Source organism: Glutamicibacter nicotianae (assembly GCF_002797775.1).
Lineage (GTDB): Bacteria > Actinomycetota > Actinomycetes > Actinomycetales > Micrococcaceae > Glutamicibacter > Glutamicibacter nicotianae.
Genome location: NZ_PGEY01000001.1, coordinates 1,738,693 through 1,762,013, shown reverse-complemented (window position 1 = coordinate 1,762,013; position 23,321 = coordinate 1,738,693). Strand labels below are relative to the sequence as shown.

25 protein-coding genes and 1 pseudogene are annotated in these 23,321 nt (G+C 62.0%); 16 read left to right on the top strand and 10 right to left on the bottom strand.

Annotated elements, in window-relative coordinates; genetic code table 11:
• Window positions 1-232 precede the first annotated feature (232 nt).
• A complete protein-coding gene (locus tag ATK23_RS08135) occupies window positions 233-4,465 on the top strand; it encodes a DNA helicase (protein ID WP_245858342.1) in 4,233 nt (1,410 codons plus the stop codon).
• On the top strand, window positions 4,462-4,779 hold the full coding sequence (locus ATK23_RS08130; protein ID WP_038990678.1) for a hypothetical protein: 318 nt from the start codon (window positions 4,462-4,464) through the stop codon (window positions 4,777-4,779). The genes ATK23_RS08135 and ATK23_RS08130 overlap by 4 nt, the downstream gene beginning before the upstream one ends.
• 4 nt (window positions 4,780-4,783) lie before the next feature.
• Here ATK23_RS08130 and cpaB read toward each other — a convergent pair whose 3' ends face one another.
• Window positions 4,784-5,494 carry a Flp pilus assembly protein CpaB gene (cpaB, locus tag ATK23_RS08125; protein ID WP_167550500.1) on the bottom strand — a complete coding sequence of 237 codons (711 nt, stop codon included), beginning with the start codon at window positions 5,492-5,494 and terminating at the stop codon, window positions 4,784-4,786.
• Between the two features lie 61 nt (window positions 5,495-5,555).
• Entirely contained in the window at window positions 5,556-6,170 is a 615-nt protein-coding gene (locus ATK23_RS08120; RefSeq protein WP_066140641.1) for a 5-formyltetrahydrofolate cyclo-ligase, read from the bottom strand.
• 85 nt (window positions 6,171-6,255) lie between these two features.
• Here ATK23_RS08120 and ATK23_RS08115 point away from each other — a divergent pair, with 85 nt between their 5' ends.
• On the top strand, window positions 6,256-6,876 hold the full coding sequence (locus ATK23_RS08115) for a GNAT family N-acetyltransferase (RefSeq protein WP_066140639.1): 621 nt from the start codon (window positions 6,256-6,258) through the stop codon (window positions 6,874-6,876).
• Window positions 6,877-7,056: 180 nt separating this feature from the next.
• Entirely contained in the window at window positions 7,057-7,890 is an 834-nt protein-coding gene (locus ATK23_RS08110) for a hypothetical protein (RefSeq protein ID WP_066140636.1), read from the top strand.
• A gap of 72 nt (window positions 7,891-7,962) precedes the next feature.
• Here the strand turns inward: ATK23_RS08110 and ATK23_RS08105 are convergent, their stop codons facing one another.
• On the bottom strand, window positions 7,963-8,469 hold the full coding sequence (locus ATK23_RS08105) for an Lrp/AsnC family transcriptional regulator (RefSeq protein ID WP_066140633.1): 507 nt from the start codon (window positions 8,467-8,469) through the stop codon (window positions 7,963-7,965).
• Window positions 8,470-8,581: 112 nt separating this feature from the next.
• On the opposite strand from ATK23_RS08105, the gene ATK23_RS08100 reads away from it, so the two are divergent.
• From ATK23_RS08100 to ATK23_RS08085, 4 genes are all read left to right on the top strand, one after another.
• Window positions 8,582-9,052, top strand: coding sequence for an NUDIX hydrolase (locus ATK23_RS08100; protein WP_038990672.1), 471 nt, complete (start codon window positions 8,582-8,584; stop codon window positions 9,050-9,052).
• 40 nt (window positions 9,053-9,092) lie between these two features.
• Entirely contained in the window at window positions 9,093-9,998 is a 906-nt protein-coding gene (locus ATK23_RS08095; RefSeq protein ID WP_066140630.1) for a glycine betaine ABC transporter substrate-binding protein, read from the top strand.
• 92 nt (window positions 9,999-10,090) lie between these two features.
• Window positions 10,091-11,311, top strand: coding sequence for a pyridoxal phosphate-dependent aminotransferase (locus ATK23_RS08090; RefSeq protein ID WP_038990670.1), 1,221 nt, complete (start codon window positions 10,091-10,093; stop codon window positions 11,309-11,311).
• A gap of 225 nt (window positions 11,312-11,536) precedes the next feature.
• Entirely contained in the window at window positions 11,537-12,400 is an 864-nt protein-coding gene (locus ATK23_RS08085) for a PPK2 family polyphosphate kinase (RefSeq protein ID WP_038990669.1), read from the top strand.
• A 17-nt stretch (window positions 12,401-12,417) separates the two neighbouring features.
• Here ATK23_RS08085 and ATK23_RS08080 read toward each other — a convergent pair whose 3' ends face one another.
• Both ATK23_RS08080 and xseA read right to left on the bottom strand, forming a co-directional pair.
• A complete protein-coding gene (locus ATK23_RS08080) occupies window positions 12,418-12,648 on the bottom strand; it encodes an exodeoxyribonuclease VII small subunit (RefSeq protein ID WP_038990668.1) in 231 nt (76 codons plus the stop codon).
• A 28-nt stretch (window positions 12,649-12,676) separates the two neighbouring features.
• Window positions 12,677-13,939, bottom strand: a complete 1,263-nt coding sequence (gene xseA / locus ATK23_RS08075) for an exodeoxyribonuclease VII large subunit (protein ID WP_066140627.1) — start codon at window positions 13,937-13,939, stop codon at window positions 12,677-12,679.
• Between the two features lie 326 nt (window positions 13,940-14,265).
• On the opposite strand from xseA, the gene ATK23_RS08070 reads away from it, so the two are divergent.
• From ATK23_RS08070 to ATK23_RS16790, 4 genes and pseudogenes are all read left to right on the top strand, one after another.
• A complete protein-coding gene (locus ATK23_RS08070) occupies window positions 14,266-15,408 on the top strand; it encodes an SH3 domain-containing protein (RefSeq protein ID WP_066140624.1) in 1,143 nt (380 codons plus the stop codon).
• Between the two features lie 100 nt (window positions 15,409-15,508).
• The gene (locus ATK23_RS08065; protein WP_038990665.1) at window positions 15,509-16,600 is read left to right on the top strand and encodes a 4-hydroxy-3-methylbut-2-enyl diphosphate reductase; all 1,092 of its coding nucleotides are present in this window, start codon (window positions 15,509-15,511) and stop codon (window positions 16,598-16,600) included.
• Window positions 16,601-16,672: 72 nt separating this feature from the next.
• Complete coding sequence (ychF, locus tag ATK23_RS08060) at window positions 16,673-17,758, top strand: redox-regulated ATPase YchF (protein WP_066140622.1); 1,086 nt, start codon at window positions 16,673-16,675, stop codon at window positions 17,756-17,758.
• Window positions 17,759-18,025: 267 nt separating this feature from the next.
• Window positions 18,026-18,379: pseudogene (locus ATK23_RS16790) on the top strand (siderophore-interacting protein); the annotation flags it as partial.
• A 515-nt stretch (window positions 18,380-18,894) separates the two neighbouring features.
• Here ATK23_RS16790 and ATK23_RS08050 read toward each other — a convergent pair.
• Both ATK23_RS08050 and ATK23_RS16330 read right to left on the bottom strand, forming a co-directional pair.
• The gene (locus tag ATK23_RS08050) at window positions 18,895-19,377 is read right to left on the bottom strand and encodes a heme-binding beta-barrel domain-containing protein (RefSeq protein ID WP_066140616.1); all 483 of its coding nucleotides are present in this window, start codon (window positions 19,375-19,377) and stop codon (window positions 18,895-18,897) included.
• A gap of 53 nt (window positions 19,378-19,430) precedes the next feature.
• Window positions 19,431-19,598 carry a hypothetical protein gene (locus tag ATK23_RS16330; protein ID WP_157066369.1) on the bottom strand — a complete coding sequence of 56 codons (168 nt, stop codon included), beginning with the start codon at window positions 19,596-19,598 and terminating at the stop codon, window positions 19,431-19,433.
• 16 nt (window positions 19,599-19,614) lie between these two features.
• On the opposite strand from ATK23_RS16330, the gene ATK23_RS08045 reads away from it, so the two are divergent.
• The 3 genes from ATK23_RS08045 (at window position 19,615) to ATK23_RS08035 (ending at window position 21,531) form a co-directional block, all read left to right on the top strand.
• Entirely contained in the window at window positions 19,615-20,055 is a 441-nt protein-coding gene (locus ATK23_RS08045; RefSeq protein WP_066140613.1) for a YtoQ family protein, read from the top strand.
• A gap of 152 nt (window positions 20,056-20,207) precedes the next feature.
• Window positions 20,208-20,792, top strand: coding sequence for a DUF5655 domain-containing protein (locus ATK23_RS08040; protein WP_052253659.1), 585 nt, complete (start codon window positions 20,208-20,210; stop codon window positions 20,790-20,792).
• A 331-nt stretch (window positions 20,793-21,123) separates the two neighbouring features.
• Window positions 21,124-21,531 (top strand): hypothetical protein, encoded by a 408-nt coding sequence (locus ATK23_RS08035; RefSeq protein WP_157066368.1) that lies wholly within the window; start codon window positions 21,124-21,126, stop codon window positions 21,529-21,531.
• A gap of 41 nt (window positions 21,532-21,572) precedes the next feature.
• Here ATK23_RS08035 and ATK23_RS16785 read toward each other — a convergent pair whose 3' ends face one another.
• Entirely contained in the window at window positions 21,573-22,013 is a 441-nt protein-coding gene (locus tag ATK23_RS16785) for a VOC family protein (RefSeq protein ID WP_157801647.1), read from the bottom strand.
• 169 nt (window positions 22,014-22,182) lie between these two features.
• On the opposite strand from ATK23_RS16785, the gene ATK23_RS08025 reads away from it, so the two are divergent.
• A complete protein-coding gene (locus ATK23_RS08025; protein ID WP_157066367.1) occupies window positions 22,183-22,476 on the top strand; it encodes a hypothetical protein in 294 nt (97 codons plus the stop codon).
• 14 nt (window positions 22,477-22,490) lie between these two features.
• Here ATK23_RS08025 and ATK23_RS08020 read toward each other — a convergent pair whose 3' ends face one another.
• On the bottom strand, window positions 22,491-22,784 hold the full coding sequence (locus tag ATK23_RS08020; RefSeq protein WP_038990654.1) for a DUF4287 domain-containing protein: 294 nt from the start codon (window positions 22,782-22,784) through the stop codon (window positions 22,491-22,493).
• Window positions 22,785-22,892: 108 nt separating this feature from the next.
• The gene (locus ATK23_RS08015; protein ID WP_066140601.1) at window positions 22,893-23,279 is read right to left on the bottom strand and encodes a hypothetical protein; all 387 of its coding nucleotides are present in this window, start codon (window positions 23,277-23,279) and stop codon (window positions 22,893-22,895) included.
• Window positions 23,280-23,321 lie beyond the last annotated feature (42 nt).

Below are 23,321 nucleotides of genomic sequence, written 5' to 3'. Positions count from 1 at the left end.
CGCAGATCGTGCAAGAGAGCGCGGGCCACACGCCACGGCTTCATGAAATCGCGCATCCAACATCCGCAGTTTGCTGAGCGAGGCCCATAAGCGAACACCGCGAGCATGAGCTTGCGCATCCCGCGGTTAAAACGTGTTTCGCGCACCGGTTCTGCACTGTCGGTGCACTACGTTAGAAAGAGGCGTATCTGCACCTGTGGTGCGCCCGAATGTGGTCGGTTCAGTGAAGGGAATGACTGTCGTGACTAGTGGACAGAATGCTGCCGCCGAGCGTGTAGCTGCCTGGGTTAAATCGCTGGGGCAGAGTGCCGGGGCGGATACGACCCTGCGGTTTGCTCCGTCGACCTCCAATAGCATCGACATAACCCATGCCAATCCATCGGGCTTGGCCCAGTTCCTTGCCGGGCGGAGAACCCGCCTGTCCACCCTGCTGCATGATGCGGACCAGTACGCCACCGCGCGCCGCACCGCCCGTGCGCTGTCGGCCAAGATCAGTGAACTGTGGGAAGAACGCGGCATCGATGTCGGCTACCTGGCCGCCGGTGTCGCCAACTGGCGTGCCGTCCATGATGGCAAGAGCGAGCCGGTTTCCGCTCCCATCATGCTCGGACGCATCACCCTGGCCAAGCATGTGGACGCCGACGACTACGACCTGCAGCTCGTAGGGCGCGCTACCGTATCCCCGGCGTTCGTGCGACAGTTCGAGGCCGACCACAACGCCAAGGTCGACGTCGACGCCGTTGATGCCGCCGCCTATTCCATCGCCCGCTTTGATCCGGTCCGGGGCATGGATGCCCTGCGCCACCAGATGGCCGAGGTCCCCGGCGTAGTCGTGGGCCACCGCCTGCTGCTCTCCACCTTCTCCGAACTGATGGACCCGGCAGACCCGGCCAAGCTCAACGGCTCGCACCCGGTCATCGAGGCACTGATCCGCTATGACACCGTGGTAAAGCAGGCAGGGAACAGCCAAAGCAGCAAGACCTCGGAGGCGCTGGCCAACCTGGTGGCTTCAAAGCCGGGCGCCGCGAAGCCCGAGGATTCGAAAGCCGAAGGATCGAAGCCCGAGGACGCCACCGAGGATCCTGCTGCAAAGAAGCAGGACGGGCAGCCAGCCGCGCAGGCTGGCGAGGCCAAGGGCAATGAAGGCTCCGGTTCGAGGCTGAGCCGCGTGAAGAACATCCTCAAGGAAAGCGCGCGCTCGCGGAAGCAGGGCGCAGTCTCCGAGGAATCGTCGGCCCGCAAGGTCCACACCGGAACCACGACCATCGCCAAGTCTTCCGATGATCGCGATCCGGAAGACGAGCTGTTCCTGCTGGACGCCGATGAATCCCAGTCCAAGATGCTCGACTACATCGCCGCTGGCGAATCGGTGGCCATCAATGCCGCCGCCGGCACCGGTGCCACCCAGACCGCATTGAATGCCGCCGCGCTGCTGGCAGCCCAGGGCAAGCGCGTGCTGGTTGTTGCCGAACAGCGCTCCGCTGCAGAGGAATTCGTGTCTCGCTTCAACGAGCAGCTGGATGCCGGCAGCATGCTGCTGGAACCGAATGAGGATCCCGAAGCGCTGCGCGCCATGCTCACCAAGGCGATCCTGCGCAATGAACGCGCCGCCGAGCCGCAGCTGGGCTCCATGTTCAAGCGCCTGCGCGAATCCCGCCATGCGTTGCACGAGCATGTGAAGTCGCTGCACTCGGTCCGCAGCCGCTGGGGCTGCTCGCCGTACCAGGCGATGCAGGAGCTGGCACGCCTCTCCGCACTGGAACCAGCGCCATCCACCACCGTGCGCCTGAAACGTTCGGTGCTCGATTCCATGGGCCAACGCGGACATGTTGCCGCGCAGCTCAAGCGCGCCGCCCAGCTCGGCGCCTTCTCCAAGGTGCACACCACCAGCCCTTGGCACGGTGCTCCGCTGCGCAACACCGAAGCCACCGAGAAGGCCCTGAACCTGGCCAGCGGCCTGGGTCGCGACCTGCCAATCCTGCATGACCACATGCTGCAGATTGCCGAGCGTTCGCAGATCAGGCTGGAAGAAAGCTACGACAAGTGGGGAGACCAGCTGCAGCTGCTGGTCGCCGTCCGCGGCTCGCTGGACAAATTCGAAGCCGATATCTTCGAGGGCGATATCGACGATTTGATCGCCGCCACCGCAACCAGCGCATGGCGCCGTGAACACGGTGTCGAGATGGGTTCGATTGTCCGTTCCCGGCTGCGCAAGATCGCCAAGGAATACGTCCGTCCAGGCATGCACGTCGCCGACCTGCAGTCCGCACTGCAAGCCGTATCGGTCCAGCGCGATGCGTGGCGAGCCATCGCCACAAGCCAGCGCAACCCCCAGGTCCCGGGCGGACTGCTGGATGTCGAGGCCGGCTACCATGACGCCGGTGCCCGCATCGACAAGCTGGCCGAAATGCTGCCATCCTCCCTGGGGTCGCGCCTGCGCGAAATGCCGATCAAGGAACTGCTCTCGGTGATCGCCTCGCTTGTTGAACGCCGCGAGGACCTGGGAGAGTTGCCCGAACGCACGCTGATCTCCGAGCAGCTGGCCGAAGCCGGTCTCGGCGATTTGCTCGATGACTTCGCCGAACGCGAGATCGATGCCGACCAGGTAGACAGTGAATTGGAACTTGCCTGGTGGCAGTCCGTGCTGGACGCCATGATCTCAGGCGATGACTTCCTTGCCATGAACGACGGATCCAAGCTGGAGAAGATCGAAGCGGACTACCGGCTGGCTGACGGTGCGCATATCGCCGCCGGACCGCAGCGCATCCGCTGGGCGCTGGCCCGGAACTGGAAGGCCGCGCTGGCTGACCACCGTGCCGGCTCGCGGGCGCTGCGCGAGATGCTCAAGGGCGGAACCCCGAGCATTGCAGGGTTGCTGGATCTTGGCGCGCCGCTGGCCAATTCGCTGACTCCTGTCATCGTTTCGGCTCCGCTGCTGCTGGGCAGCGCTCTGCCGGAGGACACGAAGTTCGATGCCGTCATCCTGCTTGAAGCCAACTACCTGACCCTGCGGGAAGTCCTGGATGCGATCCGCCGCTCCGAGCAGGTCATTGCCATCGGCGATGAAATGCTCGGTGGCCCGAAACGCTTCGAAGTCTCCGTGGACCCCACCGCCCGTGTGCGCGAGCAGGGCGTGGATCGTTCCGCGCTGGAAGCGTTGAATAAGGTGCTAGTCACCGGTTCGCTGTCCACCGTGTACCGCGGAATCGACGAAGGCCTGGTGGAACAGCTGTCCACCACCTACTACGACGCTGCGCTCTCGCGCCTGCCGATGGCGGTGAACCTCACCGGCAACTCGTCGCTGCTGCGCGGCGAATATGTCCCGGATGCCACCGGATCGCTGTCCAGCAGCGAAGATGGCGTGCAGACCACCGCCGCTGAAGTGGCGCGGGTAGTGGACCTGGTCTTCGAGCATTTCAAGAACCACGGCGGAGAATCGCTGGCGGTCATTGCCTCGAACCGCAGCCATGCCTCGGCCATCGCCGAAGCGATCCGTGTCCAGCTGCCAAACCACAAGTACGCGATGGAGCACCTGCGCTCCAAGCGCGAACCATTCGTGGTGACCACCATGGACCGGCTGATCGGCCTGCGCCGGGATTCGGTGATCTTCGCCTGGGGCTACGGACGTACCCCGCACGGCAAGACGCTGCACGAATTCGGCGCCTTGTCCCGCGAGGGCGGCGAGCAGCTGTTCGTCGCCGCGATGACCCGATCGCGCACCCGCATGACCCTGGTTTCCAGTCTGCTGCCGGAAGACGTCGACCTGAACCGCGTCTACCGCGGAGCCCGCCAGTTCTTCGAGCTGTTCGGACGCGTGCAGGCCGGGGATTCCGGAGTCAGCTCGATGCGCAACCCGCGCTTCGACCCATTGGTCTCGGATCTTGCCCGACGCTTGCGCGAAAGCGGTGCGATCGTTTCCGAGGACTACCGTGGCGTGCTGGATTTGTCGGCACATGCCTACGACTCGGCGCACACCGGCATCCGCCCGCTGGCCGTGGTCTACGACGGCACCGAGCACTATGCGGGCCTGACCGTGCGTGAGCGCAGCCGCCTGCGCCCGGAATTCTTCGAGAAGCACGGTTGGCGTTATGTTCCGCTGTGGACCATCGATGTCTTCACCGACCCGGGTGCTGTCGCCGATCGCCTGGCCCATGCCCTGGGCCTGAAAAAGACGACGGCTGCTGAACAGCCATCGGCCCGCAGCGGCATGGCCGCCGCTCGACCAGTCTCGGCCCGTGAAGTCACCACCGAGCCGGAGGAGCCGAAGGAAAAATCGAAACTGCTGAAGTCCACCAAGACGCGCCAGGAACCCAAGGCAGAGAGCAAGCAGGAAGCAGCGGTTGCTGACAGCGCGGCCAAGGCCGGAACCGAGTCGCCTGCCAAGGACGATGCAGGCAAGCCGGTGACCCCAGCACCTGTGCCAGCCACCAGCAAGATCGATGAATCGGAACCGAAGAAGCCATGACTTCTGAGCAAGAACCAACGCGCGGCCGCCGCAAGCGGCCGCGCGTTGTGGCACCGCCGCAGCATTTGGCTGCACGTGTCGAACTGACCGGCAGCTACACACCGGTGCCCCATTCAGAATCCGTCAACCGTGCGCTAGCGGGCCCGCAGGGTGCCGGTGCGCCCGAGAACACGATGGCGGCAGCAGCCAAGAAGCGCACCACCGATCCGCTGGCTGATTTGCTCGCCAAGGACCAAGACCCGCGAAATTGGGGCGACTCCAAGGAAGATCTTGCTGAAACTATGAAGCGCGAGAAGCCGCCGCACTGGGGCTGAACGCCTAATTCACCAAGACGGCTGAAACCTTGCCGCGCGATACCGCCCCTGCCAGATCATCCGAGAGGCTGTTGGCCGCCGCAACCACGACAATCCCCTCGCCGGTCGGGGCAGCGCTGCTGAGCATGCCGAATTCAGAATCAGTGGCATTATCCGGAACCCAGAGCACCGGCACCGCTTTGGCGATGGTTTGCGAGCTGATTTCCTTCTCAAAACCGTCGCCGGTGGTCAACACAATATCCACCAATTGCCCAGGATGCAGCAGCGTCACCGTGGCCGGGTCGCTCAGACGCAGCGGAACTGCGACGGTACCTTCCGGTGATCCGTGCAAAAGATGCGGTCCCACCAGCGAATAGTCGCGCAGCACCGTTCCTGCACGCAGTGCCACGGCCGCGCGTTGCCCTGCTACGGCCTCAATGCCTTCAAAGACCTCGGCATCATGCGGGTCGAGCCGCACAGTTTGCACCTGCAGCTGGTTGGCGGATATCCGGGAACCGGCGGGAATGTCGCTGAGCGCCACTACGACCTCGCGTTGGGCCAATTGCCCGGAAGAAAATACATTGAGCATGCCTGCCAAGGCGAGCAACGCGCAGGCAATGGCCAATGGCTTTCGATAGCGGCGCAACAGCTCATTGCGATTACGGACCGGCCTGATTTTCGGCTTGGGAATCACCGGAGGACGGGGCGCGGCTTGGGTCCTGGAGAAGTAGCTCATATCCCCATGCAACCTGCCAGCACTGGAAACCGTGGCCCGCCGCCCGCGAGCTGTGGGTAAATCAGATGATCTGATGCACCTGCTGTGGCGTGAACACCAAGTCCACCGGCTGGTCATGTTCGTCAATCCGGAAAGCACCGGTTGGAACATACTCATGCTCGTACACCACCGCAGCTACCCGTACCGGGGCGTCTTCGATCAACGGCAGGAAGCGATCGTAATAGCCACCGCCCTGGCCCAGGCGCAATCCGTCCTCGTCGATGGAAAGGGCTGGCATGATCAATGTATTGATCTCGTCGAAGAGTTCCGTGCCGATCCGTTCGCCCACAGGTTCCATCACCGGGGCCAAAGCGCTCGGCGCGAATTCCATGCCGGGGGTGTACTCGACCCATGACAGCGCATAATCCGGTTCGCACACCGGCAGATAGACGTCAATGCCCTCATTGACCAGTGCATCCAACAACGCCTCGGTTGGCGGTTCATCTGGACCGGAGCAGTAGGCCGCGACCTTCTGGACGACTCCGGTGCTTTGGCTCAGGTAGCCGATCACCGTGCGGGCCAGATCCTGGCCGAGCTGCTCGCGCTGGATCGGATCAAGCGCCCTGCGCCAACTGCGGACGGCGGCACGTGCGGCCTTCTTGTCGGATCCAGGATGCTGGTCAGCGGTGAGGTTCATGCCTACAGCTTACGCGTACGCAATGAATCGCTGCCCGCTGGTGCCGTTGCCGGCTGCGGGCATGACGAAGTAATACGATGTGCACATGTTCATCTCTCGTCGGGCAAAGCACCTGGTTCCGTATCTGGCCTCGGAACGGCTGCTGCTGCGCCAGCTGACTGCGCGGGATGAGGCCGAGTGGATCAATCTGCGCTATGCCAATGCCAAATGGCTCAAGCCGTGGGATCCCACGAGTCCCTTGGGCCCGCCGGAATCCATGACCTTTCGGGAGATGCTCAGGGCGAGGGACGAATCGGCAATTGACGGAAGCGGATACTCCTGGGCACTGGCCCTTCCCCAGCTGCATAGGGGGCGCCCGCCACTGATCGGGCAGGTTTCCGTGTCTTCCGTGCAATACGGGGCCGCACGCACAGCGTCCATCGGTTATTGGATTGACCGCAATCATGCCGGGTTCGGCCTGATGCCGGAAGCCTGCGCCTTGGTCATCGACCACTGCTTCGAGCAGTTGCAGCTGCACCGCATGGAAATCAATATTCGTCCGGAGAATGCCGCCAGCCTTCGCGTTGTGGACAAGCTCGGTTTCCGCGATGAGGGCCTGCGCAAGGATTATCTGCACATCGACGGGCAGTGGCGGGATCACCGCACCTTCGCGTTGACCCGCGAAGAGCTGAAAACTCCGATGCTCGAACGCATCTACGAATACTGACCCGGATTCCGTGCTATTTCGTTCAATCAAGCTCTGATATGAGCAAACCGGATCGAAAACATGCGGACACGCCTAGGGATGTGCGTGAGCGCGCACCCAAGGTTGCATAGTGTTGATTTGACGGAACCATATTTGGTTCCACAAGGATTTGACCGAATCAATCGGTGATGGAGGACCCACATGGCTGACACGTCACAGAGCGCTCCGCAGGAAAGTGCTGCGACCAAACTCAAGATTCGTGTGCGCTATGGCCGGTTGTCCGTCGCACTCGTTGGTGCCTTGGCAGTCATCGCGACCGTTGTCGGTCTCATCCTGGCTCCGTTCACGGCCCTGACCTTTGGTGCCGTCGGCTTGTTCGCGCTGGTTGCCGTCGCTTCCTTCGCCACCCTGCGCGGCCTGGCTGTGCGCGACCGCAACCGCAAGCTGCTTGAGTACCTCGAAGCCACCCGGCAGAAGGCGCTGCAGACCCCGGCCTTCGACGACGCCGCCAATCAGGTCGTCTCGCGCAAGCATGAAAAGGACGAGGTCTTTGACGCCCGACCAGGTTCTTCCCGCCGTGCTCCAGCAATTACCGCTGAAGAGCTGCGTGCCGAAGCGCTGCGCGTGGCGCACGGCCACGGCGGCGTGAAGCAGCCAGAGACATGGGAGCCAACGCGTGTCCCGAAGCCTACCTATGTGGAAGCCACTGAGCGGATTGCCAAAACTGCGGAAAAAGCAGCTGAGCAGGGTGCACATCGTACCCACAAGCCTGCGCTTCCAGTCCAGCAGCAGTTGCGCCCGAGCAAGCAGATCAGCCTGAAGGCATCGGAGGACGCCAAGCGCCTGGCTGCCGAGGTATCAGCTGAAGAGCGCGCAGCAGTTCCATCGGTTGCTGCCAAGCGTTCCGAGAGCGCTCCGGCAGACAAGGAAGCCGTTGCTCCGGTGGCTCCGGCGCCAGAAGCCGCGCCGGCAGTTTCCGCAGCTTCCAAGCCTCGGCTGAACCTCGATGCGGTCATGCAGCGCCGTCGCGCATAGGACATCCACGCTCAACGACGTGTGGCCCGGACCCTTTTCCCAAGGTCCGGGCCACACGTCTATGAATTGCTGTCAGCTGATCATGTCCTCGAATGGCAGCGGTCCGCGATTGCCGCGGTGATGAGCGAAGACCAAGGTGGTTTCGGTATGGCCCACCGACTCATCGGTCGCCAGGTTATCAAGCACCCAATCCCGCAGCGCATCGGTGGAGCCAACCGCGATATGCAGCAGGTAGTCGGTGCCGCCGGATACATGGAACATGGAGAGGACCTCAGGCAGCTGCGGAATGCGTGCCACGAACGCATCGATTTTCTCGCGATCGTGCGCCCGCAGCTTGACCGAGATCAATGCCTGCACGGTACGGCCGACAGCTGCCAATGACACCTCGGCGTGGTAGCCGGTGAGGATGCCGCGTTCGACCAGGGAACGGGTACGCAGCAGCGCAGTGGATGGTGCGATGCCGGCACGCTGTGCGAGGGTCGCGTTGGAGATACGCGCATTCGCGACCAATTCGTCGATGATGATTCGATCGATTTCGTCCAGATCGACGTTTGATGAAAGCTCTGATTGCTGGGCCATAATAATATTTCATCATATTCGCAAGGCATCAGCGGGATCTTTGAGGTAAAAATCGGAGTATGCCGTCCGCGTACGAACAAATAATCGGTGAACAAACGGATATATTGGGGATATGACACGTCGTTCTGAGCACACCGGTGAATCCTTCGATACCAGGCTGGCAGCCTATTGCTTGGTGGAACACGAAGGAAAGGTACTGCTTACGCTCTGGGATATGCGTCATCGCGATCCGCGCTTCACGCCGCGCTGGTCCCTTCCAGGTGGCGGTATCGACTTGGGGGAGCCTATCGAGGAAGGCGCCCGCCGTGAGGTCTATGAAGAGACCGGCTACGCCGTAGACGCATTGGAGCTCCTGGATGTCACCACGGGAGTTATTCCCGGTTCGAAACGCTACTCGGGCGAAGGCCACGCCATGCAAACGGTGGCCGTCACCTATCGTGCCAGGCTGACCGGTGGCGAATTGCGCCATGAAGTCAACGGCTCGACCAGCCAGGCGGCCTGGTTCACGCGCGAGGAGATTGCCAAGCTGAACTGCATTGAACGCGTCGAGAGCATTTTGCGACTGACCGCACCCGGCAAGTAGCAACGGATAGCAGGTGACCTGCCCTAGAATCAATAGGGACATGAACTTGCGAAATTCCATCACCGTCGGCACGCTCAGCGCAGCACTGCTGCTCACCCTGTCTGCGTGCACTGAAGACGAAACGCCAACAACAGAGCAGAGCAAGGAGATCACCTTGCGGATTGCTGCCGGCACCCAGCCGGCTGACCAGGCCCTGGCCCATGTCTACGCCAACGCCTTGAAAGCCGAAGGCTATAAGGCATCGCTGAACGAGCCAGCGGCGAATCCCTACCAGCAGGTTGTTGATGGAAAAGCCGACCTGGCGTTGGACCAAGCGGCCAAAGCACTGTCCCTCGCTGCTGATCCGGCAGCTATCACCGGCGAAGACCAGCTGCTCAGTGCCGAGGAATCCCAAAGCCTGCGCAGTGCCATCAATGACGCTGAGGGTAAAGTGACTGCTTTGGAGCTCAGCCCTGCTGATGCCGGCAAGATCCTGGTCATGAGCCAAGCTCAGGCAACCCTGCACAAGGTCGATTCCGTAGAAACCCTGATTGCTGCCTGCGCTGATCTGACGATCATCAGCGATGAAGCCAGCTCCGAATCCTTGAAAACTGCATTGAAGGATGCGGGCTGCGAGAAGCCAAAAGTCGTAGAAGAACAGACCGCGAACTTGGCAGGCAAGCTGCGCACTTCGGTGGACAGCGCGGTGGTGCTGAGCGCCGGAAATGCAGTCATCTCGGATGAGGGCTTCTACAGCATTCCGGGAAGCGCAAGCTTCTTCAACGCGGAGAATTACATGCTGCTGGCCGATGACGACGTGGATGACAAAGCTCGGGCGCAGTTGAACACCATCACCGGTGAATTCTCGCAACAGTCGCTCGTTGACCTGAATCGGATGGTCAGCCAAGAAGACGGCCTGAGCCCGGAACAAGCGGCCGCCCGTTGGGAATGGATCATTGAAGAGTAGGCCCTAGCCAGCGCTCCCAAGATTTCGGCCGCTGACCATAGCGGTCGAGTAATAAGGTGTGTGGATCGCACCTGACGTGAGAAAGTGTAATTATGGCAGAATTCAAGCAATCAACGAAACTGCACAATGTCCTCTACGATATCCGTGGCCCGCTGTTGGAGCATGCCACGCGCATGGAGTCCGAAGGACACCGGATCCTGAAGCTGAACATCGGCAATCCCGCGCCATTCGGCTTCGAGGCGCCTGATGCGGTGCTCGTTGACATGATTCGCAACCTGCCTAATGCCCAGGGCTACTCGGATTCCCGGGGTATTCTCTCGGCACGCACCGCCGTCTCCCAGTACTACCAGACCCGTGGCATCCAGACCATCGGCGTTGACGACATCTACCTGGGCAACGGCGTCTCCGAGCTGATCACCCTCTCGCTGAACGCGCTGCTGAACAACGGCGACGAGATCCTGATTCCAGCCCCCGACTACCCGCTGTGGACCGCATCGGTTTCGCTGGCTGGTGGCACCCCGGTGCACTACCTGAATACCGAAGAAGAAGGGTGGCTTCCAGATCTTGAAGATATGGAAGCGAAGATCACCGATCGCACCAAGGGCATTGTGATCATCAACCCGAATAACCCCACCGGTGCGGTGTACCCGAAGGAAACCCTGGAGGGCATCCTCGAACTGGCGCGCAAGCATGGGCTGATCGTGTTCTCTGACGAGATCTACGAAAAGATCCTCTACGACGACGCAGTGCACATCAATACCGCTTCGTTGGCAGATGACGTGCTGATCCTGACCTTCTCCGGCCTGTCCAAGGCCTACCGCGTGTGCGGCTTCCGTGCGGGCTGGATGGCGATCTCCGGGCCCAAGCACCAAGCCGGGGATTACATCGAAGGCATCAATCTGCTGACCAACATGCGACTTTGCGCCAACGTGCCGGCGCAGCACGCAATCCAAACCGCCTTGGGCGGCTACCAGTCGATCAACGACTTGATCCTGCCTGGCGGACGCCTGCTCGAACAGCGCGACGCGGCCTACAACTTACTGACCGCAATTCCAGGAGTGAGCGTGCAGAAGGCCAAGGGTGCGCTCTACATGTTCCCAAAGCTGGATCCAGAGGTATACCCGATCCACAATGACGAGACTTTTGCCCTTGAACTGCTTAAGGCGCAGAAGATCCTGATTTCCCAGGGCACCGCCTTCAATTGGGTCCGTCCTGATCACTTCCGCTTGGTCACTTTGCCGAACGTGCGCGACCTGACTGATGCGGTGGGACGCATCGGACAGTTCCTGGAGGACTGGCGTACTCGCGCCTAACTTGACTAGAACCGAACAGGCCCAGAATCGCTGACGTGATTCTGGGCCTGTTGTAATTAAAGGGAGCGCCAGGAGAGCAAGGTCCCGGGAGGTCCGGGGTGCTTCGTGGAGGCAACTGCGGCAGGGGGGGAGCGTTGGCCATGCCCTCTTCTCACCATGCCACCAGCGACAGTAGGCTGACTACAACGAAGAGCAGTACTTCCACACATGCCTGAGGAGTCATTGATGAGCGCTTACCCTGCAAACCTGATCGAAGCTTTGCGTGCAGAACCTGGCCTGAAGCTTTCTCAGCGTGCGACCAAGGATGCTCAGTGGTGGCCGGCGGATGCCCCGCAGGACAAGAAAGCTGCAGAGAAACGCATGGACGAGCTGGCACCGCTGCTCTCGGAATTGCAGGAACGGTTGTTTGCCGCCTCGGTATCTGGCGGGACAGCGCCTGCAGTGCTGCTCATGCTGCAAGGAATGGATACTTCGGGCAAGGGCGGGATTGTCCGCCATGTCCTGGGCATGCTGGATCCGCAGGGCGTCGAGCATCATGCCTTCAAGGCGCCTACCGAAGAAGAAGCGGCGCATGATTTCCTGTGGCGCATCACCAAGCAATTGCCTGCCGGGGGACTGGTAGGAGTCTTTGACCGTTCCCACTATGAAGACGTGCTGGTCGCCAAGGTGAAGGGTTACGCAAGCCCGGATGTGATCGAATCACGTTACGGGAAAATCGTCGACTTCGAGAAGCAGTTGCTTGAGCAGGAAATCCTTCCGATCAAGGTGATGCTGCACATCAGCCGCGAGGAACAATACGAGCGGCTCGCGGAGCGCTTGGAGCGTGCCGACAAGCATTGGAAGTATTCGCCTGGCGATGTCGATGACCGGCTCCTGTGGGATGATTTCCAGGCAGCATACGAGGTGGCGATCAACCGCACCGATAACCAGAATGCACCATGGCATATCGTTCCCGCTGACCAGAAGTGGAAGGCCCGCTTGTGCGTCGCCGAGCTGCTGCTGGCGGCCTTGGAGCGCGTGGCTCCGGACTGGCCTGCTGCCACCTTCGATGTGAAGCGCGAACAGGCCCGGCTTGAAGCGGCGAAGTAATCCGCAGCAATGCGACGCTACTCGCCGGCTGCCTGCTCGTGGTTGGCACGGGCCTGCTCCAGGCGCTGCGATACGCCGTTGAGCCAGTTCTCGCAGTGGGCGGCCAAGGCTTCGCCGCGCTCCCACAACGCCAACGAGGCTTCCAACGCCACGCCGCCGGTTTCCAGCTGGTTGACCACTGTCAGCAGTTCTTCGCGAGCCTGCTCGTAGGAAAGCTTGGCAATGTCTTCAGGGATCTGTGCAGTCATGATTACTCCAGTTTGGTATGTGGGGCAGCTAGTTTGCGTGCTCGCCGGCGGGGACGGATTCAAGGGTTTTCGCGACCAGTTGTCCTGATGCCACCCGGATGAACAGCTTGCTGTCCGCTGGTGCCTGGGTGGCTTCGCGTACGATGCTCCCGTCTTCCAGCTGGGTGACCGAATAGCCTCGGTCCAGGGTTTGCTGCGGGGAGAGCGCACGCATCTGGTTCTTCAGGTGGTTGATCTCGTCGCTGGCGCGCATCACGCGATGGCGCAGCAGATCCGTGGAACGCTGTTTCCAGCGCTCCAGATCTTCGGCGCGGGAGGAGACCATCACCTGGGGGTTGGCCAGAACGGGGCGTTCGCGTACCGATGCCAGCATCTGGGCCTCGCGTTGCAGCAGGTTGTTGATGGAACGGTCCAGGCGGCTGCGGGCCATATCCAAGCCGGCGAACTCCTCATGCAAATCAGGGACAATCCGCTTGGCCGCATCAGTAGGGGTCGAGGCGCGAAGATCAGCCACGTCATCCAGGATCGGGCGGTCCGCTTCGTGCCCGATGGCCGAGACGACCGGTGTGGCAGCGGAGAAGACAGCACGTACCAGATCCTCATTGGAGAAGGGCAACAGGTCTTCCAACGCGCCGCCGCCGCGGGCGATCACGATGACATCGATCTCCGGGTCCGCATCCAGCTGCTGCAACGCGGCGATGACCTGGTTGGCGGCATCCACGCCCTGCACTGCGGTATTGATGACCTTGAACTGCACCGATGGCCAGCGCAGAGTGGCATTGCGCAGCACGTCCTTCTCCGCATCCGAATCCCGTCCGGTTATCAGGCCAATGCGGTTGGGAAGCACAGGCAACGGGCGCTTGTGCTCAGGGGAGAAGAGGCCTTCTGCCCCCAAGGCTTGCCGCAGGCGTTCCAGGCGCACCAGCAGCTCGCCCAAACCAACCGGGCGCAGATCCGTGGCATTCAAGGAAAGCCGGCCGGTTTTGGCGTAGAAGCTCGGTTTGACCTGGGCTACCACGCGCGATCCAACCTGCGGGGTGGATTCCAGCCGGCGCATTGTCGAGGCCCAAATGGTCACCGAGAAGGAGAAGTCCGCATCGACATCGCGCAGCGTGATGTACGCGTGCCCATTGCGCACATTGGCTTCCAGCAGCTGGCCCTCGACCCAAACCACCGGCGAGTTCTCAATGTGGATTTTCAGCTTCTCCGAGAGCAGGCGCAACGGCCAAGGATTGTCCGCCGTAGTTTGACCAGCGGTGGCCGGCAAACTGGCGGGGGCTTGGTGATCCATAGGGGCCGCTCCTTGGAAAATCGAATCTCTGGTGCATCTGTGAGATTACCGCATGGCACCGACGGCTGGCCGGATTGCCGGTAGCCGGGCCGGGTGGCAACCGGTGTAGAGCAGGTTTCGCTATGGGAGATTTTCAACACTGCTGGGCCTTGCCGGGCCGGGGGAAATGGGGTTTTTCAACGATTCGGACAAGCCCGACTCCGGGCATTGCGAGGGGCACCGTGCGGGTGGACACTATTGAGCATCGGGGAAGATTTCGAGAAGGATTCATGGCCATGCTTGGGGCATTGGGGAATAGGACTATTGGACGTTCGGGGTGGATTTGGGTGGCAGCATTCAGCTTGCTTACCGGTTCCATTCCGTTGCCCGCCGCGGCCTCGGTGCCCGCACCGGTAGTTGCGGCGGTTCCCGCCGCAACGGTGTCGCTTGCCGGCGCCCTATCCATCGATTGGCCGGTGCGGGTGCGCACGACGGCGAACCTGAATCTGCGCACCGGTGCTTCGACCGCGTACCGGATCCTGGCGCAGATACCCAAAGGGACCTCGGTCCCGGTCTCGGGGCGTGCGTCCAACGGCTGGTACAAGGTCAGCTACAACGGGTACACCGGCTACGTGAGCGACTACTACGTGGTCGCTTCAACGGTGCGCACGCTCGATGACTTGAACCTGCGCACCGGACCATCCACCAGCTACCGGATCCTGCTGAGCATCCCGAAAGGCAAATCGGTGCCTGCCTACGCCCGCGCTTCCAACGGGTGGTACAAAGTCAGTTATGCAGGGTACACCGGCTGGGTCAGCGGCAGCTACGTGACCAGTTATCCGAAGCCGCCGTCGGCACCGCAGTCCACCGGGCCAAACCGGACATCCAGGGTAGTGCTCACCTTCGATGACTGCCCGCGAACGCTCAGCTCCTTCACCTCGGTGGTGGACTACGCAGCCAGCAGCAATATCGGCCTGGTGATAGCTCCCACCGGCGATTGCCTCGGATCGTTCAAATCGCGCTATGGTGTGGATTTGGCCGCCCTGGCCCGGGCCAAAGGCCAATGGGTGATCAACCATTCGGTCAGCCACCCGGACCTGCGTCCGCTGTCCTGCCAGCAAGCCGGCGCGCAGCTGGGCGGTTCAGGGGTGCACGCTAACTTTGGGCGCCCGCCCTACGGGGCCATCGACGGTTCGGTGCGCTGCGGCTACGACAGCCGCGGCATGGCTATCTGGACCTGGTCGCGGGACACCCGGGACTGGGACGTGAAATCAAAGTCGATCACGGTGTCCCGGGCTTCGGCAGCGCTACCCGGGGATACCGTGCTGATGCACATGCAGTGGTACGGCTTCTCGCCCGATGCGCTGCGCCAGATCAAGGCGAACCTCGGCGCCCGTTCCGTGGGCGTTTGCCGGGCCTACCGCGGGTCCGATGGCACCGGAGCCGTGGTGCGCACCCCGGTGCTGCTGCCCAGTTCCCTGCCGTGCTGAACCGGCAGGCACGCTGCGGAGGCAGATCTCACAGTCGCGGGAGGGTGGCGCGCATCATATGAGCATGGGCTAACTTGCATGCACTTCGTAGAATGGAGGCATGGCTACTTCCACTTCCACAACGGTTTCGCTGTCAATGCCTCGGATCCCGCGGGTGCGCCGCACCCCGGCCGAAATTGCAGCCGCCTCTCCGACGGTCACCGAGCGCAAGGTCCTGCTGGCCGCTCCTCGCGGCTACTGTGCAGGCGTGGACCGGGCAGTGGTTGCCGTTGAAAAGGCGTTGGAGCACTACGGTCCGCCGGTGTACGTGCGCAAGCAGATCGTGCACAACCTGCACGTCGTTTCCGAGCTGGAATCCCGCGGCGCAATCTTCGTCGAGGAGAACGAGGAAGTGCCCGAAGGCGCACTGGTGGTCTTCTCCGCCCACGGCGTTTCCCCGGCAGTGGTGCAGTCCGCCGCGGACCGCAACCTGCAGACCATTGACGCCACCTGCCCGCTGGTCACCAAGGTGCACCGCGAGGCCGTGCGCTTTGCCAAGAACGACTACGAGATCCTGCTCATCGGCCACGAAGGCCATGAAGAGGTCGAAGGCACCTACGGCGAGGCTCCGGAAGTCACCACCATCGTGAACAACCCCGAGGAAGCCGACACCGTCCAGGTGAAGAACCCGGACAAGCTGATCTGGCTCTCGCAGACCACGCTGAGCGTGGACGAGACCATGGAAACCGTGCGCCGATTGCGCGAGCGCTTCCCGAACCTGCAGGATCCGCCCAGCGATGACATCTGCTACGCCACCACCAACCGCCAGGCAGCGATCAAGAACATTGCGCCGCAGTCGGATCTGGTGATCGTGGTCGGGTCGGCGAACTCCTCGAACTCGGTGCGCCTGGTCGAGGTGGCGCTGGACCACGGCGCCAAGGCCGCCTACCGGGTGGACTTCGCCAATGAGGTGGACGAAGCCTGGTTCGAGGGCGTCTCCACCGTCGGCGTGACCTCCGGCGCCTCGGTGCCCGAGGTGCTGGTCCGCGAGGTCGTGGCGCTGCTGGCTGAGTACGGCTTCACCGACGTTTCTGAGGTCACCACCGCGCAGGAAGACATCATCTTCTCGCTGCCCAAGGAAATCCGCGGCAAGCTCAAGGAAGCCGGGGACGAGGATCGCGCCCTGGGCGGCCACGCTCGCCCGCAGGCCTGATTTCACCCTAAGAATTCAAGCGCCAGTACACCATTGCGCGCTCATCACTAGTAAAAGGTAGAATTTTCTCCCGTGGCTCTTACTATCGGAATCGTCGGACTGCCCAACGTCGGCAAGTCCACCATGTTCAACGCGCTGACCCGTGCCCAGGTGCTGGCAGCCAACTACCCGTTCGCAACCATTGAACCCAATGTCGGTGTCGTGCCGTTGCCCGACGAGCGCCTGAAGGTGCTCGCCGGAATCTTCAACTCGGAGCGCATCCTGCCGGCTACCGTGTCCTTCGTGGACATCGCCGGCATCGTCAAGGGCGCCTCGGAGGGCGAAGGCCTGGGCAACAAGTTCCTCGCGAATATCCGCGAAGCCGACGCGATCTGCCAGGTGACCCGCGCGTTCGTGAACGATGACGTGATCCACGTGAACGGCAAGGTCGATCCGGAGTCGGACATCGAGACCATCGCCACCGAGCTGATCCTCGCCGACCTGCAGACCATCGAGAACCAGCTGCCGCGTCTGGAGAAGGAACTGCGCAGCAAGAAGATCGAGAAGTCCTTCATGGACAATCTGCTCGCAGCCCAGAAGGTGCTCGAGGACGGCAAGACCCTGTTTGCCGCCGGCAAGGCCGCCGGCATCGACATGGACGAGCTGGCACCGATGCAGCTGATGACCACCAAGCCATTCATCTACGTCTTCAACACCGACGAGGCCGGCCTGGCCGACAAGGACATGCAGGCCAAGCTCTCCGAGCTGGTGGCCCCTGCCGAGGCGATCTTCCTGGACGCCCAGTTTGAGGCCGAGCTGGCCGAGCTGGAAGAAGACGAGGCCGCCGAGATGCTGGAGGATGCCGGTATCGAGGAATCCGGCCTGGACAAGCTGGCCCGCGTCGGCTTCGACACCCTGGGACTGCAGACCTACTTGACCGCAGGCCCGAAGGAATCGCGCGCCTGGACCGTCCGCAAGGGCGCTACCGCACCCGAGGCTGCAGGCGTCATCCACACCGACTTCCAGCGCGGCTTCATCAAGGCCGAAGTCATCGGCTTCGACGATCTGGTGGAAGCCGGTTCGGTGGCCAACGCCAAGTCCGCCGGCAAGGCGCGCATCGAAGGCAAGGACTACATCATGAAAGACGGCGACGTCGTGGAGTTCCGCTTCAACGTCTAGAATCACATGAAGTCAGCACTCCTCCTTCCGCCCTGAACGGCGGGAAGGGGGAGTGTTCGTCTTTAATGCCAATCTCGCCAGAGCTTGTCCTGTGCGGGATCCTGCTATCGGCCGAGAATAGCAGAAACGCTAAGACCGGTTCCGCCTATTCAGGCAGGCCCAGGGCCGGCCTTCACGTTTTTCGGAAGTGTTGTCGCGCGCGGCCCGAAGTTAGGATATCCATTACCGAATGGGCTGAAAAAGAACACTCCGACCGAACGTGCATTCATGATGGCCGAAGTCGTGCGGTCCGTACGACTTAGCCCGAGCTACGTCCGGCTGACATTTGCTGGACTCGACGGGCTTGCGAGGCGCGGTGCCGACCACTGGTGCCGTCTGTTCTTCACCCGCGAAGGGCAAGACGTGCTCGCGTTGCCGAGCCGCACGTCCGAGATCGGCTGGTACCTGCAGTACCTCGCAACGCCGAAGTCGAGACGCCCGTGGGTGCGCGCCTATACGATCCGCAACGCGCGGCCTGAAGCCGGCGAAGTCGACATCGACTTCGTCATCCACGGGGACCGGGACGGGAACATCGGGCCGGCCTCGCGATTTGCGCTCGATGCGACCCCGGGGGACCGCGTCGGGTTTCTTGACCAAGGCGTCGGCTCCACGCCTGACCACCTCCACGACTGGACGCTGCTGATTGGCGACGAGACGGCACTGCCCGCCATCCGGCGCGCCCGGCTTGTGACCTGCACTGATCGCAACGCTTCCGACGCGCGACGCCAGATCCGCAAGCTCCTGCGTAACGGTCAGGAGCGGGTCATCGTCGTGCTCTCCCTGTTCGCTGACGAGCGTCGACCGCCAGCATCGAAGAAGCTCACTGGCCGGGACGCCTGGCGCGTTCGGAAGGAAAACTGGCGAATCCTCTGCGAGATCCACGAAAGCGAACTCCTCGTCATGGTCGTCGGGATGGTCGTCGTGGCGGAAATTGGCGCGATATCTACCGAAGGTGACGAGCCGCCGGAACGAGACCATATGCCCAGGGCAAGAGGTCCGAACGAAAGGTTGGCCTGTGCCGGAACGCTGAGGAAATCCCGATCAACGTCCGCCCGCATTCCGCCCGGCCGGCCATTCCGAAGCCGGACGTCGCGCTCCTATCGGCCGTCGGGTTGCCGGCGCAGTTCGGAGGCCAGGTGGTGCGTCATCGGCTGGCCTACAGCGGCCATCGCGAAACGCGTCGTCAGCACGTCGCCGGCCAGTACCAGGTCGCGTTCGGTGGCATCGACCTGCTTGGCGCTCGCCGAGTTCGCGATCCGCGCTGCGAGCCGGAAGCGCAACCCTTCGGTGGCGGCTTCCAGCTGTCCTTCGGCCAGCTCCGTCTGCCCCGTAGGCTGGGCCAGGATGAACTCCACGCGCTGTCCCTCGATGACCCTCAGGAACCCGGTTTCGGTGTGCATGGGCACGCCAGCGGGCGACCAGGTGCGCTGCAGGTACTGCAGGAAGGGCTTGCCTGCGTGGGAAAAGGCCACTTCCTCGGTGTAGTCGAAGCTGCTGATCGTGGGATATTCCCCATGCCCTTCGCCGCGCCAGGTGCCCAGAAGGCCTGCCACGGCGGCCAGTGCCGGATGCAGTTCCATTCGTTCTCTTCCTCCTGCCGGGTCGGGATGGCTGGCAGGCCAGCCCCTGCCACCTAGCCTAGTGCCGGCGCGGCTGCGCGGCGAGGAGCAGTGCTGCCCTGCCCGTCCAGGCAACGGGTGGCGGCCTTCGATGCCGCCCCGCCATCGCTGATTTCCGTGCACGACTTCAATAGGATGGTGGTTCGACCCGGAGATTCTTCCGGGACCTGCCTGTTATCCATCAAGCAGCCTTGAACCATGAGTTTCAACGTCTATCTCTCCGGCGAGATCCACACCGGCTGGCGCGACGAGATTCGGCGAGGCGCTGAAGCGGCCGGACTGGACATCGTTTTCACCGCGCCGGTGACCGACCACCCGGCCAGCGATGCCGCGGGCGACCATTTGGGCGAGACCGCCACCGGGTTCTGGCGGGACCACCAGTCCGCCAAGATCAACGCCATCCGGACCCGCACCCTGATCGAGAAGGCGGACTTCGTCGTGGTGCGTTTCGGCGACAAATACAAGCAGTGGAACGCCGCGTTCGATGCCGGGTACTGCTCGGCGCTGGGCAAGCTCTATGTGACCCTGCACGACGAGGACATCGTCCACCCGCTCAAGGAAGTGGACGCCGATGCGCAGGGCTGGTGCAAGACCACCGGCCAGGTGGTCGAGACCCTGCGCTACGTGCTCCAGGGCTGAGCAAGGCCGGCCAGCCGGCCAGCCGGCCGCGCCGGGCGAAGCATTGCCAGGGGAATCAGATCACGCACCGGGGCATGGAATTTCCCCGCTGTCCGCTGGTTGCGTGCCGTACGCACAGTGTGCGGCGGACGCCGCGTTGCTATTATCGCTGCATGGAAGCTTCCCAGCAGAATCCCCGCTCCTGGCAGGAAATGCGCCAGTGGCAGGTCGAACTGCTCGAACGCACCACCGGGCAGTCCCTGGAGGCGTGGAACGAACTCGTCCGCCGGGAGGGCCCGGCCGCCGAAAAGGAACTGCGTGCCTGGCTGGCCGAACACTCGGTCACCGGCTACAGCCAGATGCTGCTGGTCTTCGAGCGCTTCGGCTACCCGGACTTCTTCACCCGCAGTGCCGACGAACTGGTCCAGGGCCAATACGCCGACCGGCCGCAGCTGCGGGAAATCTACGACGCGGTGCTGGCTCTGCTGCCCCAGCTGGGGGAAGTGGCCATCCAGACGCGCAAGACCTACGTCGCCCTGCTCACCGCCCGCCGCACCTTCGCGGTCATCGCGCCGGTGACGCGCACCCGGGTGGACCTGGGGCTGCGCTGGGAGGCCGCGCCGGACTCTCCGCGGCTTTCGGCACCCGGCAGCAGGCTGGGCAGCGCGGTGACCGTCAAAGCCGGGTTGCGCTCTGCCGGGGACGTTGACGACGAGCTGATCGGTTGGCTGCAACAGGTCTACGACGCGAACCTGTGAGGTGCGCAGCATGGCAACCACCGCGTAATTAACCGCAAGGTTGACGCCCACCGCGTCCACCCGGCTTCGAGGTACCTGACAGTTTTTCTTTGGCACGCCACCAGAACACTTCGACATGAACATCTTTGCAGCGGCGTTCGTGCTGAATTGCAGTCGGTGCCGGTGATGCGTGTTGGAAAGTACTCCCGCAAGGACAGTCGGATTCTTGCCCGGCCAGCACCAACGGTTCAAACAGCGGCGACCTGGCTTGAAATTAAAGCCAGACCGCTTCGTGAGGGTGGCAGTGGAGCTTCTGCGACGGAACCAGCCCATTTTTTGCTATGTTGAGGTGATGACCATACTTTCGTTTGCTGAGCAATCCGCATGGATGCGCTCGATGCGGCCGCTGGCCACTCGCATCGAGTTCGTTTTCAACGATGGAGACGAAGGGCATCCGCTCCTGGAACTGCTATCGCACCTCGATTCGAAGAGAACGGTAGGTGTCGGCCCAGGCTATGGCTATTACGAGCGGGGTCGCCCAACCGTAGTAAAGCGCAGCTACGCATACGACAGGGGCATCATTCGAGCAATCGAAACCCTCGGTTGCTTCTTCCCAGAAGCAGGAAACAACGAGCAATGGACCGAGCTGGGCGATGTCGATGTCATCTTCCTTGACCATCGCGGCAAGATGCTCGGTGCGACTGTGACCCACGAAGGCATGATCATCACGCCCGAAGACGAGGAACACATGACTCGCTGACCCTGGGAACGGCTTGTGCCCCAGTCATGTGGCGTTCGTGGTCAACGCGTAGGACTGTGCACAGTGTCCTGTGGCTGGATATGGTGCTGCACAATCTGTACGAGGTGCCCGTCCGGATCCTCCACCCACGCGATGAGCAAGCGATCGAGCCATGGAGACGGAGCCTTAATAGGCTTCGCACCGAAGCCGATGAGACGGCCATAGCCTGCCGGGACATCATCGGTCCAAAGTATCACCGCGGCGCGCTGGCCGTCGGCGACCGGACTGAGCCCATGGTCTTTGCGGGTGCTGCTTTCGGTGGCTAGGCCGAGCCTGTACCCGTCGAGGGCGAGGTCAACATGGATTGGCGTTCCCGCTTCGGGCGTGCGGAACACTTCCCGAAAGCCCAGCGCACCATAGAATGCTGTCGCGCGGTCGATATCACGCGTGAATAGAACAACTTGAGGAGTCCGGAAGTGGCCTATGCCCCAAGTGTGGTCCAACCCGACGCTTCCCGCAACGGATACGGCCTGTCTTTCGTATGCAGTTTTCGTTTGCCGGACCAATCAGTTGACCTGGGCCCTGATAGCTCAACGATCATCTTCTTGATGATCGAGTCCAGACCGAGCCTCGGCCGGACGGGCATTCAGCATTCGAACGTGGAAGCGCCCAGTGCCTCATCCCGCAGAATCTGAGATGATCCACGGTATAGAGAAAATGATTGGAGAACTAATGCGGAGGCTTTCCAAATCTGCCTGGAAACGAGTCGCGGTGTACCTCGGCGTCTCGGTCGCGGGTCTGGCCTTGTTCCTTGCGGCCTATTGCCTCATTTCAGGTAGGCCAGTGCTTGAAGCTATTGACAGTTTTTGGATCGCCATCGCGATTGCATTGGCCGTTTCAGCCGTTACTGCAGTTCGCGACCAACGGGAGGAGTCCGGAACAACGCCTGGCGATCAGGATCTTTAGCTTTCGCGTTTGGCTCACTTGGACGGCTTCGTCGCGATGCCGTCGAGCCACAGCACATCTGATTCGTCATTGTGCGTGCCGCCGGACCCAACATGTTTGCTGGAGATGCCAGGTCCCTTCTGGATGACATGCACCAATGCCATGCCATGTCCTCTTCCCAGTTCGTAGTCATCCTTGAGCCAAGCCAGGATTTCCCCGGCTTTGACACCTTCCTGGTCTAGTCCTTTTTCGTGGGCGATACCGACTAGCTGGCGCGGAGTAAGTCCGGTCTTTTTCTCGATGGTGTCCAGATAGGCCTGGAATGACATGGCGAATCCTCTCGAAGGCCTGAACATGTGCCACGAATACTACTACCGAAGCGAAGCGCCGGACAATAGAGTTATCAGGCTCGTGCCGGCCAAGCCTTGTCGAGAAGGTTAGTTCCGTACGACGAATTCCAACGTGTAATTTTCGGAAGTTGGCAGGTGCCCGGGGTCATCTTCAAAAGGCATGTAATCCACCGAGTGAAGGTATCCGTCAACAACCCAAAGAGTCAGTTGCCCAAGGTATTCTCCACCTTTTCCAACGTCAACGGTGGAGAACGGGCCACCGCCATGCCGGATACTGCGGCAATCCCGCTTGCTAATGAACGAAATCAAGAAGCACTCGCAGTCCTCGAACTCGTAGCCGCCCCAGCGTGCAAACTCCAACTGCTGCCGGGCTAGAGCCGATTCAGCATCTTTGCCGCTGCAGAGCAAAGCCAGCAGCTCTAGTTCAGCAGGCCTAAGTTCTTCGCCTGGTGTCCGGGGCGGCCTATGGTCCATGAGGAAAGTCTATATTGGCCTGTGACTAGTGCTCGAATCGCT

Bases quoted from the DNA above. Each gene is read 5' to 3' on its own strand.
- ATK23_RS08135 (WP_245858342.1), top strand. From the start codon at position 233: ATGACTGTCGTGACTAGTGGACAGAATGCTGCCGCCGAGCGTGTAGCT.
- ATK23_RS08130 (WP_038990678.1), top strand. From the start codon at position 4,462: ATGACTTCTGAGCAAGAACCAACGCGCGGCCGCCGCAAGCGGCCGCGC.
- cpaB (WP_167550500.1), bottom strand. From the start codon at position 5,494: ATGAGCTACTTCTCCAGGACCCAAGCCGCGCCCCGTCCTCCGGTGATT.
- ATK23_RS08120 (WP_066140641.1), bottom strand. From the start codon at position 6,170: ATGAACCTCACCGCTGACCAGCATCCTGGATCCGACAAGAAGGCCGCA.
- ATK23_RS08115 (WP_066140639.1), top strand. From the start codon at position 6,256: ATGTTCATCTCTCGTCGGGCAAAGCACCTGGTTCCGTATCTGGCCTCG.
- ATK23_RS08110 (WP_066140636.1), top strand. From the start codon at position 7,057: ATGGCTGACACGTCACAGAGCGCTCCGCAGGAAAGTGCTGCGACCAAA.
- ATK23_RS08105 (WP_066140633.1), bottom strand. From the start codon at position 8,469: ATGGCCCAGCAATCAGAGCTTTCATCAAACGTCGATCTGGACGAAATC.
- ATK23_RS08100 (WP_038990672.1), top strand. From the start codon at position 8,582: ATGACACGTCGTTCTGAGCACACCGGTGAATCCTTCGATACCAGGCTG.
- ATK23_RS08095 (WP_066140630.1), top strand. From the start codon at position 9,093: ATGAACTTGCGAAATTCCATCACCGTCGGCACGCTCAGCGCAGCACTG.
- ATK23_RS08090 (WP_038990670.1), top strand. From the start codon at position 10,091: ATGGCAGAATTCAAGCAATCAACGAAACTGCACAATGTCCTCTACGAT.
- ATK23_RS08085 (WP_038990669.1), top strand. From the start codon at position 11,537: ATGAGCGCTTACCCTGCAAACCTGATCGAAGCTTTGCGTGCAGAACCT.
- ATK23_RS08080 (WP_038990668.1), bottom strand. From the start codon at position 12,648: ATGACTGCACAGATCCCTGAAGACATTGCCAAGCTTTCCTACGAGCAG.
- xseA (WP_066140627.1), bottom strand. From the start codon at position 13,939: ATGGATCACCAAGCCCCCGCCAGTTTGCCGGCCACCGCTGGTCAAACT.
- ATK23_RS08065 (WP_038990665.1), top strand. From the start codon at position 15,509: ATGGCTACTTCCACTTCCACAACGGTTTCGCTGTCAATGCCTCGGATC.
- ATK23_RS08050 (WP_066140616.1), bottom strand. From the start codon at position 19,377: ATGGAACTGCATCCGGCACTGGCCGCCGTGGCAGGCCTTCTGGGCACC.
- ATK23_RS16330 (WP_157066369.1), bottom strand. From the start codon at position 19,598: ATGGATAACAGGCAGGTCCCGGAAGAATCTCCGGGTCGAACCACCATC.
- ATK23_RS08045 (WP_066140613.1), top strand. From the start codon at position 19,615: ATGAGTTTCAACGTCTATCTCTCCGGCGAGATCCACACCGGCTGGCGC.
- ATK23_RS08040 (WP_052253659.1), top strand. From the start codon at position 20,208: ATGGAAGCTTCCCAGCAGAATCCCCGCTCCTGGCAGGAAATGCGCCAG.
- ATK23_RS08035 (WP_157066368.1), top strand. From the start codon at position 21,124: ATGACCATACTTTCGTTTGCTGAGCAATCCGCATGGATGCGCTCGATG.
- ATK23_RS08020 (WP_038990654.1), bottom strand. From the start codon at position 22,784: ATGTCATTCCAGGCCTATCTGGACACCATCGAGAAAAAGACCGGACTT.
- ATK23_RS08015 (WP_066140601.1), bottom strand. From the start codon at position 23,279: ATGGACCATAGGCCGCCCCGGACACCAGGCGAAGAACTTAGGCCTGCT.